This window comes from Methylomicrobium sp. Wu6 (assembly GCF_035916875.1).
Lineage (GTDB): Bacteria > Pseudomonadota > Gammaproteobacteria > Methylococcales > Methylomonadaceae > Methylomicrobium.
The window spans coordinates 1-12959 of sequence record NZ_JAXUHN010000065.1 but is presented as its reverse complement, the minus strand read 5'-3'; the positions used below and the strand labels follow the sequence as shown (position 1 = coordinate 12959).

General features: G+C 52.7%; 13 protein-coding genes. 9 read left to right on the top strand and 4 right to left on the bottom strand.

What is annotated here, in order from left to right; all coding sequences use genetic code 11:
- Position 1 precedes the first annotated feature (1 nt).
- The 7 genes from U2W12_RS07440 to U2W12_RS07410 all read left to right on the top strand — a co-directional run bounded on the left by U2W12_RS07440 (position 2) and on the right by U2W12_RS07410 (position 5475).
- Positions 2-694: a response regulator transcription factor gene (locus tag U2W12_RS07440; RefSeq protein ID WP_024297873.1), complete on the top strand. Its 693-nt coding sequence runs from the start codon at positions 2-4 to the stop codon at positions 692-694.
- On the top strand, positions 691-2358 hold the full coding sequence (locus tag U2W12_RS07435; protein ID WP_326500038.1) for a HAMP domain-containing sensor histidine kinase: 1668 nt from the start codon (positions 691-693) through the stop codon (positions 2356-2358). The genes U2W12_RS07440 and U2W12_RS07435 overlap by 4 nt, the downstream gene beginning before the upstream one ends.
- Before the next feature lie 141 nt (positions 2359-2499).
- Positions 2500-2853: a hypothetical protein gene (locus U2W12_RS07430; protein WP_326500037.1), complete on the top strand. Its 354-nt coding sequence runs from the start codon at positions 2500-2502 to the stop codon at positions 2851-2853.
- 109 nt (positions 2854-2962) lie between these two features.
- The gene (locus tag U2W12_RS07425; protein ID WP_326500036.1) at positions 2963-3178 is read left to right on the top strand and encodes a (2Fe-2S)-binding protein; all 216 of its coding nucleotides are present in this window, start codon (positions 2963-2965) and stop codon (positions 3176-3178) included.
- Positions 3179-3195: 17 nt separating this feature from the next.
- On the top strand, positions 3196-3660 hold the full coding sequence (gene bfr / locus U2W12_RS07420) for a bacterioferritin (RefSeq protein WP_326500035.1): 465 nt from the start codon (positions 3196-3198) through the stop codon (positions 3658-3660).
- 148 nt (positions 3661-3808) lie between these two features.
- Positions 3809-4807: a rhodanese-related sulfurtransferase gene (locus U2W12_RS07415; protein ID WP_326500034.1), complete on the top strand. Its 999-nt coding sequence runs from the start codon at positions 3809-3811 to the stop codon at positions 4805-4807.
- On the top strand, positions 4804-5475 hold the full coding sequence (locus U2W12_RS07410; RefSeq protein WP_326500033.1) for a TlpA family protein disulfide reductase: 672 nt from the start codon (positions 4804-4806) through the stop codon (positions 5473-5475). The genes U2W12_RS07415 and U2W12_RS07410 overlap by 4 nt, the downstream gene beginning before the upstream one ends.
- Before the next feature lie 8 nt (positions 5476-5483).
- Here the strand turns inward: U2W12_RS07410 and cmoB are convergent, their stop codons facing one another.
- Genes cmoB through U2W12_RS07395 form a run of 3 tightly spaced genes read right to left on the bottom strand, consistent with a single transcriptional unit; the run spans position 5484 to position 7485 of the window.
- Positions 5484-6458 (bottom strand): tRNA 5-methoxyuridine(34)/uridine 5-oxyacetic acid(34) synthase CmoB, encoded by a 975-nt coding sequence (gene cmoB / locus U2W12_RS07405; protein ID WP_326500032.1) that lies wholly within the window; start codon positions 6456-6458, stop codon positions 5484-5486.
- 1 nt (position 6459) lies between these two features.
- Positions 6460-6789, bottom strand: a complete 330-nt coding sequence (locus tag U2W12_RS07400; protein WP_326500031.1) for a hypothetical protein — start codon at positions 6787-6789, stop codon at positions 6460-6462.
- Positions 6790-6837: 48 nt separating this feature from the next.
- Positions 6838-7485: a response regulator gene (locus tag U2W12_RS07395; RefSeq protein WP_326500030.1), complete on the bottom strand. Its 648-nt coding sequence runs from the start codon at positions 7483-7485 to the stop codon at positions 6838-6840.
- Between the two features lie 388 nt (positions 7486-7873).
- Here U2W12_RS07395 and U2W12_RS07390 point away from each other — a divergent pair, with 388 nt between their 5' ends.
- Positions 7874-9835 carry a PAS domain S-box protein gene (locus tag U2W12_RS07390; RefSeq protein ID WP_326500029.1) on the top strand — a complete coding sequence of 654 codons (1962 nt, stop codon included), beginning with the start codon at positions 7874-7876 and terminating at the stop codon, positions 9833-9835.
- A gap of 423 nt (positions 9836-10258) precedes the next feature.
- Positions 10259-11275, top strand: coding sequence for a sterol desaturase family protein (locus U2W12_RS07385; RefSeq protein WP_326500028.1), 1017 nt, complete (start codon positions 10259-10261; stop codon positions 11273-11275).
- A gap of 77 nt (positions 11276-11352) precedes the next feature.
- Here the strand turns inward: U2W12_RS07385 and U2W12_RS07380 are convergent, their stop codons facing one another.
- Positions 11353-12720: a class II fumarate hydratase gene (locus tag U2W12_RS07380; RefSeq protein ID WP_326500027.1), complete on the bottom strand. Its 1368-nt coding sequence runs from the start codon at positions 12718-12720 to the stop codon at positions 11353-11355.
- Positions 12721-12959: the final 239 nt, after the last annotated feature.

Genomic DNA, 12959 nt, shown 5'->3' with positions numbered 1-12959 from the left:
GATGAGCAAACGCATACTCGTTGCCGACGACGATGCCCATATCCGGGACGTGATCGGTTTTGCGCTCGAAAAGGCCGGTATGCAGGTGTGGCAGGCCGAAGACGGACGGCGCGCGCTGGAGGCATTCCGCGCCGATCCTTGCGATCTGATCGTGCTCGACATCAACATGCCGGAGTTCGACGGCCTGGAAGTCTGCCGCGAAATCCGCAAACACTCCGAGGTGCCGATCCTGTTTCTGTCTTCGCGCGACGATGAAATAGACCGGATACTCGGCCTCGAAATCGGCGGCGACGATTATGTGACCAAGCCTTTCAGTCCGCGCGAGCTGGTTGCCAGGGTCAACGTGATTCTGCGGCGCGCGCAGGCTTTGCCGAAGGCGGACGCGACTGAATTGCTGCTGCGGCACGGCAGGCTCAGCGTTTTACCCTCTCAGCACAAGGTGCTGTGGGACGGCATCGCGGTCGGCCTGACCGCGACCGAATTTGCGATATTGCAGCTGTTGATCCGCCATCCCGCCCGCGTATTCAGCCGTGACCGGATCATGCAGAGCGCTTACGACAACAACGTCTATGTCAGCGACCGCACGATCGACAGCCACATTCGCCATATCCGGCAAAAACTCGGCGAGGCGGGATGCCAGGCCGCGATCGAGACGGTGCACGGCGTCGGCTATCAACTGGCCGGATGCGAGTGAGCTTCAAATTGCCGTTTTGGCGCCGCCGGCTGTTCCGACTGCGCAATATCCTGTTGTGCGTGATGCTGATGGTGCTGGCGCTGCCGCTGGGCGGGCTGTATTTCTTCCGGATCTATGAAAACGAACTGGTGCAGCAGACCGAGCGGGAATTGATCGCGCAGGCGGCGGCCTTGTCCGCGAGTTACCGGCAGCTGCTGCGCAATCTGCAAACGAACGGTAAACCCTACGGACGGGTTCTGCAAGATCGCTCCGAAATCCAGGCCTATGCGGGAACTTATCCGCTGCCGCAGAATGCCCCTTACGCGCCAATCTTTCCGGGATTGAGCCTGTTCGATACTATCCTTTCGCCGCGCCCCCCGGCGGCAGCCGCACAGGCTTTGCCCGACGAGCTGGTGCGCCGCGCCGGTCTGTTATTGCGCCCGGTCTTGCAGGATACCCAGCACATCACATTGTCCGGCATTCGTTTGCTCGACCCGAACGGTATCGTGATCGCCGGGCGCGAGGAAGTCGGCGCGTCGCTCGCGCATATTCCGGAAGTCGAGGAAGCCTTGCAAGGGCGCTATGCGAGCGTGATCCGCCAGCGCATCTCGGACGAACCGCCGCCGCCTTTGTATTCGATCAGCCGCGGCGCGAACATCCGCGTATTCATCGCGTTCCCGGTGATCGAAAACGGCCGCCTGCAAGGCGTGTTCTATTTGTCGCGTACGCCGAACAACATCCTGAAACATCTCTATGCGGTCAAGAGCCGCGTGCTGCTGGCCGGCGTCAGCCTGTTGTTGATCGTGGTCACGATCGTGATGCTGGTCTCCTCGTCGATCGCGCGGCCGATCCGGGAGTTGATCCGGCAGACCGAAAAACTTAAAAGCGGCGAACAAAAGCTGATCGAGCCCTTGCAAAATCCGGTCACTCAGGAAATCGCCCAGCTTTCGGCGAGTTTTGCGGACATGTCACGGGCGCTTTCGGAGCGGACCGACTACATCCGCCGCTTCGCGACCCATGTCTCGCATGAGTTCAAAACGCCGCTGACTTCGATCCAGGGCGCGCTGGAGTTGTTGCAGGATCATCTCGACACGATGCCGGAGGAGCGCCGGCAGCGCTTCATCGCTAACCTATTGGCCGACACGCACCGGCTCAGGCTACTGGTCAACCGCCTGCTCGAACTCGCGCACGCGGATGCGACGCTGCCGAGCAGGCACGAATGCCTATTGCACGAGGTCGTCGGGCACATGAAGAACCGCTATGCCGAACGCGGCCTGCATGTCGAACTGGACACGGCACCGACAGCGCCGTTGCTGATCGCGCCGGAAGTGCTCGAGTTAGTGCTGGTCAACCTGTTCGAAAACAGCCTGCAACACGGTGCGGACCGGGTCAGGATTCATTCGGAGCGGCTGGATGGGGGGCTGAAAATCGGCTTGCAGGACAACGGTGCGGGGATTTCGCGCGAAAACCGCAACAAAATCTTCACGCCTTTTTTCACGACGCGCCGAAATGTCGGCGGTACCGGCTTGGGTTTGGAGATTGCCGCTTCGCTTTTGAAAGCCTACGGTACAGGCATCGAATTGGGCGAGTGCGATCAGGGCGCATTGTTTTTGGTAAGCTTCCCGGTTGATAGGGTGGGTAGCGCAAGAATGCCTGGTGAACCGGAAAAAGCGAAGGCGTGTTGAGACAATTTTTTTCGCGATTTGCCGGACGATTCATGGACTTCACAAAAAATTGCTTTATTCTATTTATCATTGAATATACGCAAGAATGGAATTGTTTCGAGCGATATAACAATTTACAAGAGATGTTATTCGGAGAGATTTATGATGAATAAATCAGTCGTTGTTTTATTGGTCTCGACCGGTCTTGCAGCGTCGGGACCGGCCATCAGCGGCGTGGAGGACGAATTAAACCGCTTCCGCGCCTTATGCAAGACGGATGCCGACGTTGTGGTCAACGGTTATGAATTCAAGAAATCAGGGCTGTCAATCGCGATGATCGCGGAAACGATCAAGACGGCTTTCGGGGGTAAAACACAAACATCGAAGGATGGCGGCGATGATGCGTTATACCTGATCAAAACGGCCTACCGTTTAAAGCCCGAACTCAAGAATGAAATCATTCGCGAAGCAGCCTATCAGTTGTGCATGAAGGAAAAATTATCGACGGACAGGTAAATTCGTTTTTGCCATTGCTGGCTTGCAAAAAGAAGCTAAACTTTTGACTGGATTTGTTAAATGAGAATTGTTATCATTATTTGCAATAAATCAGTCAGGAGATCGATTCATGTATGTATGCGTCTGCAAGGCAGTCACCGACACTCAAATCAAGACAGCCATCGACAGCGGTCTGTGTACGCGCCGGCAGCTTTTCGAATGCTTCGGCGTAGGCGGCGACTGTGGGAAATGCAATCGGCAGGTCAAGGAATTGCTTGACGCGGGTAAGCAAAAGCCCTTTATAATGCCGTCGGTATCGAACCAACCTGCCTATAATGCCTGTTAAAGGGGCGAGGAGCATCCATGAAGGGCGATAAAAAAATCATCGAACTCTTAAACAAGGCGCTGACGAACGAGCTGACAGCGATCAATCAGTATTTTTTACATGCGCGCATGTTCAAAAACTGGGGCTTCAACAAGCTGAATGAAAAGGAATATCATGAGTCGATCGATGAAATGAAGCATGCGGATGCCTTGATCGAGCGGATTCTGTTCCTTGAAGGCTTGCCCAATTTGCAGAATCTTGACAAGTTGTTGATCGGAGAAAATCCGAAGGAAATGCTCGAATGCGATTTGAAGCTCGAGCAGTCCGCGATTCCGCTGCTGCGGGAAGCGATTGCCTATTGCGAGTCGGTGCAGGATTATGTCTCGCGCGAACTCTTCGAAGATATTCTCGAAAGCGAGGAAGAGCATGTCGATTGGCTCGAAACCCAGCTCGAATTGATCGACAAAGTCGGCATTCAGAATTATTTGCAATCACAACTCTGATCATCCCGGTGTTTCCTCGCCTCCCTGCAAATCAGCAACTTATCCATCGTTTGACAGAGACTCTCTAGCCCGGGTGGCTATTCTCGGGCTATAATCCGCCTCTTTTTTGTCCTGGATTTACGTTCCAGCTTACAACTGAGGAATCAAAATGTCTCAAATAGTGGTTTGCGCCATGTATAAATTTGTGGCCCTGGAAAAATATTGGCTGCTCAGGCAGCCTTTGCAATGGGTCATGGAAGATAACGGCGTAAGGGGTACCCTGCTTTTGGCTTTGGAGGGCATCAACGGCACGGTTGCCGGATCGCGCGAAGGTATCGATAAGGTGTTGGCCTGGCTGCGAACCGACTCGCGACTCGCGGATATCGACTATAAGGAATCTTACACCAGCGTGCTGCCTTTCAACCGCACGAAAGTCAAACTGAAGAAAGAGATTGTGACGATGGGCGTTGAAGGTATCGATCCCCGGCGCGTGGCCGGTACTTATGTAAAACCTGCCGATTGGAACAGTTTGATTTCGGATCCGGAAGTGATTTTGATCGATACCCGTAACGACTACGAATATCAGGTTGGCACCTTCAAAAATGCGGTCAATCCGAAGACCGGGAGTTTTCGGGAGTTTCCACAATTCGTCAAAGATCATCTCGATCCTGCCAAGCACAAGAAAGTCGCAATGTTTTGCACCGGCGGCATCCGTTGCGAAAAATCGACTGCTTATTTGAAAGAGCAGGGTTTTGAAGAAATCTATCACCTGCAAGGCGGTATCCTGAAATATCTGGAAGATGTGCCGGCGGATAATACGCTTTGGCAGGGCGAATGCTTTGTTTTCGACGAACGCGTGACGGTCAATCACGATCTACAAAAAGGTCAATACGATCAATGTCATGCCTGCCGCCTGCCGATCACCGAAGCGGATAAGGCCGACTCGCGTTATCAAAAAGGCGTCAGTTGTCCGCATTGCCACGACAAACTGAGCGCTGATCAGAAAAACCGCTTCAGCGAGCGAGAAAAGCAGTTGCAACTCGCGCGGCAGCGCGGCGAAGCGCATATCGGCTCGGATGCGGCCAGAAGCCTGATTGCGAAGCGGGAAGCGAAACAGTTGCGCCGTGAGCAACAAGCGGCAAATCAGCTTGAGGTCTACTCGTCATGACCGACAAACTCGCACAAATCGGACGGCATGCGCCGTTATTGGCCGTCTCGGAATGGGTACAGGGCGGGCCGGTCAATTTCGACCAGTTATTGGGTCGCGTGGTGTTGGTCGAGGTGTTTCAGGTCAATTGTCCGGGCTGCTTTTTACATGCGCTGCCGAAGGCGGTCGAACTACACCGAAAATATGCCGATGCCGGTTTGGCGGTGCTCGGCGTGGCGACCGCATTCGAGAATTTCGATAAAAATACGCTGGAAAATTTGCGCCGCCTGGTCGAACGCCGCGAAGTAATCGGCGAAACCTTCAAGGTGTTGAGCCAGCACGGACAACTCGACCAAGGACTGTTGCCGTACCGTATTCCTTTCCCATTGGCAATGGATCAATTGACCCAACGCCTGGGTGGCGTTTTCGAAGCAGACATTCTTGGCTTCATCCACGGACGGTTGCTCAATTTCGATTCACAGCCGGACGCCTATCGCCAGCAGGTGATCGAACAAGTGCGCGGCTATCTTGAATCGTTGCACTATCGTGCGGAGACTTTTGAACGCTTTCAATTGAAAGGTACGCCGTCGCAGGTCCTGGTTGACAGGCAAGGCGTGCTCCGCGCGAGCGAATTTGGCGCTTTTCCTGATTTGGAAAGCTGCTTGATCAAATTGTTGCAGGAAGGATGAGGGGTAGGCTAGCCGCTGTTTGCTAAAACAATCGCGCGTTTGGGGGCCGGCAGACCTTCAACGGTGAGTTCAGGATTGTTCGGCTTCAGAAAATCGGCCAACGAATGGAAAGGCATCCATTCGGTGCTGCGCTGTTCATCAATGCGGGTCGGCGTGATGTCAACCACGCGGATGTTATCGAACCGACAGCGTTTTAACCAACTTTCCAGCGTCGCAAGGCTGGGGATGAACCAGATATTGCGCATGTTCGCATAGCGGTCTTCCGGCAGCAAGGTCTCGCCTAACTTGCCATCGATGATCAACGTTTCGAGTACAAGTTCGCCTCCGGGTTGCAGGCAGTCCCGAAGCTCCTGCAAATGATCGATCGGCGACCGCCGATGATACAGGACTCCCATCGAAAACACCGTATCGAATGCTTTCAAGCCTTTTGGCAACGCTTCGATGCCGAATGGCAACACATGCACCGGCGCGGGCCCGTAAAGCGTCTTGACCAACTGGAATTGGATCACGTTCAGCAGTAAGGGATCAATGCCGACGACTGTCCTCGCGCCCGCGCCGAACATGCGCCAGCAGTGATAGCCGCTGCCACAGCCGACATCCAGCACCAGCCGGTGCTGCAAAGGCGAGATATGATCTTTGAGTCGCTCCCATTTCAAGTCGGAGCGCCATTCGGTGTCGATTTGAATGCCGTATAAATCGTAGGGCCCTTTGCGCCAGGGGATCAACTCACGCACGATTTCTGACAGAAGTGCCCTGTCTGCTACGGCAATATCCTCGGCCCGGCCAATTTGCACCGAATCGCTGGTCAGGCACCGCAACGAAGGTGACAAGAGCGGCAGGCGGTCGAGTAATGCTTGCCAGCGCGGCAAATTTCCATGACGGGCAGGGTCCAGTGCGGCGGCGATTTGCTCGGGTAATGTGTCCGCCCAGGCATCCGCTTTCGCTTCCCTGAGCGCCGAATATAAATCCTGGTAAGCACTCATTTCAAGACCAGGGGCGAGTCGAAGTTAAAAGATTGAAACCAGACTTCCGCGCTGCCGCATCCGGCTTCGAGCGCACTAGGCTTTTGGCTGATTTCGAGATCGCTGTAGCCCTGTGCCCGTTTAAAAGCGTGATGCATGTCGGTCTGAAAGTCCTGTTGTCAGTACGCGTGAAGTCGCCGGCCAACAGGCCGGTCGTCGCAATGATTGCCTGATAGCCCCGTACCTTGCGCTGGCTAATGTTGGGAAAAACCGCGGCAACTTTCTCGTCGAATTTCAATGCTTCGATGTCGCCCAACGGACTGGCGTAAATGGAATCTTTGGCTTGCGTCACAACAGAAAAGGGTGGTGGTCGACTGCTGTGTGTCAGCCGATCTGGAAATCAGATCAAGCCGGTATCGAAATGACCGCATTTGACTGCAAGACGCGTCAGTTCCACGTCGTTTTTGATCTTGAGTTTATCGTAAAGCCGGTAGCGGTAGGTATTCACCGTTTTGCTGCTGATAGCCAGCATTTCGGCCATTTCAGGTATCGTTTTGCCTTGTAGGATCAGCGTCACGATTTCAGTTTCCCGCTGCGACAGTTTGGCGAACGGCGATTGGTGATGATTGCCGAGCAGATTTTGAGAAGCCAGATGATTCGCGACATCGTTGCACAGATAGCGCTGGCCTTCGACCGCTTTGCGGATCGCGCAAATCATCTCGTCAGCCGAGGACGACTTGGAGATGAAGCCTAGAACGCCGAGTTTCAATAGTTGCTGGGGAAATGGGCCTTCATTGTAAGCCGACAGGCCGATGATTTTGACATTGGGATTCTGTCGCAAAATACGCCGGCTGGCTTCGACGCCGCCGATGCCCGGCATGCTGACATCCATCAATACCACATCTGGCTTTATTTCCCCCACCATATCGACCGCTTGTTCGCCGGTATCGGCGACTGCCACGACCTGAATTTCGTTGGACGAATTCAACAATGCCTGAATGCCGGTCCTGACCAATTGATGATCGTCAACAAGAAGTACACTAATCATAATTATTTATTCTTTATAATTTTATAATCAGTCAATCGGTGCTGTCGTGGATCGGTTAGAGCGCGGCAACGAATTCCATTACTTTGTTATTATAACGCTGATATTTTGGTTTGTCTGTAAGGCTTTAATGTCAATGAATGTGCATCGCATAACCAAAATATAACCAAAGGGAACTTCTAAAAATTAACGGCTGTCCTTCTCTCGGAGGGCGCTATTCGCGATTTTGGTTAAAAATCCTTAACTTATTTACGTGTCCTTAATCATCTTTCTGTGGGTGAGGGAGTTTTTAGAAGTTCTTCAGGGTAGTTTTTATAAATCATTGAGAACTAAGAGCTATAAGTTGAGCCGCTTGAAGGTGTTAATCCGATTGCATTGGGAAATATGAATCTTGTATCCGTCTAACGAATTTCCAAAAGCCAGGCTTGTTATCGTTGAATGGGAGCGTTCGGGTGGTGTTTCCGTCTGGCCGCCGAAAATCAAGTATGTCAATGCCGCCGCTACCGAATTGCTGGGTTTCGATGAGAAAGAACTGGCCGACAAATCCTTCCATGTCTTATGCCCTGAAAGCGAGGAACAGCCCTGGCGGCAAATTTTTTCGCAAGCTGTCGAAACCGGTGCCGATCAGTATGTGATCGCCGGGGTTGCAACCCGGGCCAATCGGCTGATCAAGGCGCAGTTGTCGCTGTCGCGATTAGTTATGAAAGATCCGGAGCGGTTCAATATTTTGATTCTGATCCAGGAATTCAATGGCAAACAACTTGCCGAAATCGACGGGATGGACGAACCCGGTATCGCCGGCATGGGCGTAAATGTGTGCCGGGATGTCGAATCGGCACTGGTGGAAAGCGAGGAGCGGTTTCGGCAAATGGCCGAAATGACCGGTGAATGGCTGTGGGAACAGGACCCCGGCGGCTTTTATATCTACTGTAGCGCCGCGGTTTATCAGATCCTGGGTTTCAGCCCCGAGCAGGTCGTCGGCAAGCATTACACCGAATTTCTGACTGCGCAGGACAAGGCGGAACAACTGTTTTATGCCGCCAGCCACGAGCCGTTTTACAGCCTGATCAATCATTATCAGCACAAGGACGGTCACCCGGTGATCACCGAATCGACCGGTTTGCCGATTATCGATGCGGCAGGAAAACTGCTCAAATGGCGAGGGGTCGATCGCGACATTACCGCCAAGAAGCAATTCGAGGATGCGCTGATCGAAAGCGAAAAACGCATACGCATGATCATCGAAAGTGCGCTGAACGCGATCGTGATCATGGATTCCTACGGCATCATTCGGGACTGGAATCGTCAGGCGGAACAGATTTTCGGCTGGCGCCGCGATGAGGCCATTGGCCGGCGCCTGGATGAATTGATCATCCCGGAACGCTTCCGCAAGGCGCACCGTCTGGGGCTCGACAATTTCCTGCGCGGCGGTAACGGCAGCATCCTGAACCGGGTGATCGAACAGCCGGCCTTACGGCAGAACGGTTCGGAGTTTCCAATCGAATTGAGCATATCGCCGTTGCGGGTAGGCAATGCCTTCATCTTCAGCGGTTTCATCCATGATATCAGCGCGCGCAAAGCCGCCGAACAGCAGATTCGCCAGGCGCAGGTCAAACTCGCGATCGCGCGTAATGAAATCGATATTGCGCGCAAGATTCAAGCGACGCTGTCGCCCTCAACCCCGATCAAAAACGTGCATTTTGAAGTGACTGGCCGCTGTTTGTCAGCCGACCAGGTTGGCGGCGATTATTATGATTATTTCTATCGCGGCGGCCACCATCTGGACATGGTGATCGCGGATGTGTCGGGCCATTCGATCGGTCCGGCGCTGTTCATGGTCGAAACGCGCAGCGCGATTCGTGCGAATGCCGGCGGCGCCGAATCGCCGGCCCCAATACTGGAATTGTTGAATCGTTTTCTGTTTGAAGACCTCAATAGATCAGATTTCTTCATCACCTTGTTTTATCTGCAATACGATATCGACAACCGGTTGATTCGCTATGCCAATGCTGGCCATCCGCCGCCATTGCTGTATCAACGGCGTCGAAACGCCTGTCGGCGTCTGGATGCGGACGGACTGATCGTGGGTGTCCATCGACAGGTCCATTTTGAAGAAAAATCCCTGCCGATGGAGCCAGGCGACATCATTCTTTTTTATACCGATGGTTTGACCGAAGCGGAGAGTGATCAGGACAATTTTTTCGGCATCGACCGGCTTGAAAATCTATTGCTTGATCATTGTCAGGATGCTTCGGATACGATGATCATTGCCATACTGGATGGTTTGAAACAGTTTTGCCGGACCGATTCGTTCAAGGATGATATTACGCTGATGGTTTTCAAGTGCCTTTGAATCGGCATCCGTGCTGAATATTCCGTAATTTTGCGACGCATACAATTTCGGGTGATTTTTGAGGTGCATTGAACTGTTGTGTCTGATGCATGTCTACAACAGTAATTGCACCTAAGCAACAATCTGTTTGCACTGTAAAGGTGCAATTTTGGCGTTTTTTGCTAAGTTAGTTTTCAATCCTTACTCAGATTGCCAGGGTTTATTTAGAAAATTTAAAATAATCAGTTTGTTGCAATCTGTTCTTTAGTTTTTTGTCTGGCGGCTGGTTTTATCTATTTTGGCATCAAATTTGCTTTATCCTTGGCAAAGGGTTGGCGAAAATCCTGCTACAAGCCCGGCGGAAGATTTTTCATCTCACCGTCACATTTACTAATTAAGATAATTCTGTAATGCACTTTCCATCAACTTATTTGGGGTAAAGTCATGTTAAATATCATCGAAATGTATTCAACACTGCAAGCCTCCATGACGGCTTTGAAAACACTCGCTTCAGGAGATTGGCCTTTTATTTGCGTGGTTTTGGGGTTTTCTCTGCTGGCGTTCGTCGAATTTCAACGGCCGAAAATTCCTCTGCGCCCCAAACAACACATCAACGCTTATCGCGTGAATCTGGGATTGTTTGCGTTAAACAGTCTGCTGATGTCGGCGTTGTCGATAGCCGGTTTATTGCTCGCGCTGGAGCATTTTTCCGGCAGAGGATTGCTGAACGGCATGCGGAGTCCTGTTTGGAGAGCACTGATGTCGTTCTTACTTCTTGACTTTCTGCTGTACGCATGGCACCGGATTTGCCATCAATTCGATGGGCTCTGGATGTTTCACAAAGTCCATCACAGCGATCCTTATTTGAACGTATCGACCGCGTTCAGGATTCATATCGCCGAATTGATCATCACAACCGTGCTGAAATCGGCATACATCATTCTGCTCGGCATCGACAAGACCGTTGTGTTTGCCTATGAAACGGTCTATCCGTTGTTCGTGATGTTTCATCACACCAACATCGCGTTTGTAGGCGAAAAATGGCTCGGTCAGGTGATCGTAACGCCGTGTTTGCACCGCACCCATCATTCGATCGAGCGCAAGGAGCACGACAGCAATTATGGCGCTATCTTTTCAATCTGGGACCGGTTGTTTTTGTCGCGCAAGGAAGTCGAGCCGACTGCTGTCGGCATCAAGATTGCCGCGCCGCAAAGCGTGTGGGGACTGGTCAAGTTCGGGTTCGTAAACACTGCGCCGCCGATGCCGGCTCCTGCCTATGCCCGCAGGGTATCGGTCAATATCCATGCGATGATTGCCGAAGCCGCCTACTACAAGGCCGAAAAGCGGGCATTTTCGCCGGGTTATGAATTGTATGATTGGCTCGAAGCCAAAAAAGAAATACTCAGACAGGTCAATGGTAAAGAAAGATCCACGCAGGGCGACCGCTGTATGAATTGCTAAGGGGTTGCCTGAGTCAAGACTAGCGATGCGGCGCAGGCGGGAGCAGACGGATTGATCCCTCTGCTGTCCGTGCTTTTTTAGACCAGATGGGCAGGGTCCAGCAGTGTTTCGAGCTGTTCGCGCGGTATGCCGGTCATTTCTACCGCGACATCGATGACCGGGCGATTTTGTTGATAGGCCGTCTTCGCGATCACCGCGGCTTGGGTATAGCCGATGACCGGATTCAATGCGGTCGCCAGCATCGGGTTTTTCGCCAGCGGCTCGGAGATATTTTCAAGCCGTACGGTGAACCCCGCAATCGCTTTATCGGCGAGTAAACGGCAGGCGTTTCCGAGAATCTCGATACTTTGCAGCAGATTATAGGCAATCACCGGGAGCATTACATTCAGCTGAAAATTGCCGGATATCCCGGCCGTAGTAATCGCCGCATCATTACCGATCACTTGTACGGCGGCCATTGCCGCCGCCTCGGGAATCACCGGATTCACTTTGCCCGGCATGATGCTGCTGCCCGGCTGCAAGGCCGGCAGTTCTATCTCGCCGATACCCGCTAACGGTCCGCTATTCATCCAGCGCAAATCGTTCGCGATCTTGAGTAGACTAACCGCAACCACTTTCAACTGGCCCGATAATTCAACATTAGTGTCCTGACAACTCAGGCTTTCGAAAAACGAGGGGTTCGGTTCGAACGGCAGGGCCGTGTCCCGGCTTAACAATGCCGCAAATTTAGCCGCGAATTCGGGATGTGCATTGACCCCGGTGCCGACCGCAGTTCCTCCTTGCGCTAGGCGGTAAATCCTGATCAGAGCCGCCTCGATTCTTTCTGCACCATTTCGTATTTGCAGCGCCCAGCCGTTCATTTCCTGGCTCATTCGCAGCGGCAGCGCATCCATCAAATGCGTGCGCCCGGTTTTGATCACTCCGTCGAGCGTTGCGGCTTTTGTCTCTATCGTTTCGGCCAGGTGCGCCAGCGCGGGCAGCAGATGGCGATGACAGGCCAGTGCCGCGCTGAGATGAATTGCTGTCGGTACTACGTCATTGCTGCTTTGGCCGCGATTGACATGGTCGTTCGGATGAATTTCGATACCTGCTGCTTGGCTCGCCAGGGTTGCGATCACTTCATTCACGTTCATGTTCGTGCTGGTGCCTGAGCCGGTCTGAAATACATCGATCGGGAACTGACCGTTATGACGTCCGTCGATGATCTGCCGCGCGGCATCGATGATTGCCTCGCTGCGCACCGTATCCAACTCTCCCAATTCCCCATTCGCTTCCGCCGCAATCTTTTTGATCAGTGCAATCGCTTGGATGAAAATTGGCGGCAAGGTCAGGCCGCTGATCGGAAAGTTCTCGACCGCGCGCTGGGTTTGTGGACCGTACAAAGCATAGGAGGGTACCTTGACGTCGCCGAGGCTGTCTTTTTCGATACGATAAGATGGGTTCATTGGTTGGCCTCGTCAAAAGGGTTTCGCAAAAATCGATCTTTTATAAGCTCTTGGAGTCGACTTTGTAGAGAAGGTTTCTGGGGCAGGTTTGAATGTTTCGGCGGAAGAACTCGCATTATGCTAAGTGCTTAGCAGAAAGTAAATTGGTATTGAGAGCCAAAACCAGCGCCGATTTCATCGATAGCCTCCTCAAGTTCGGTAGGTGTAAACGATTGGAATGGCAGCCACTCGTATTTCAT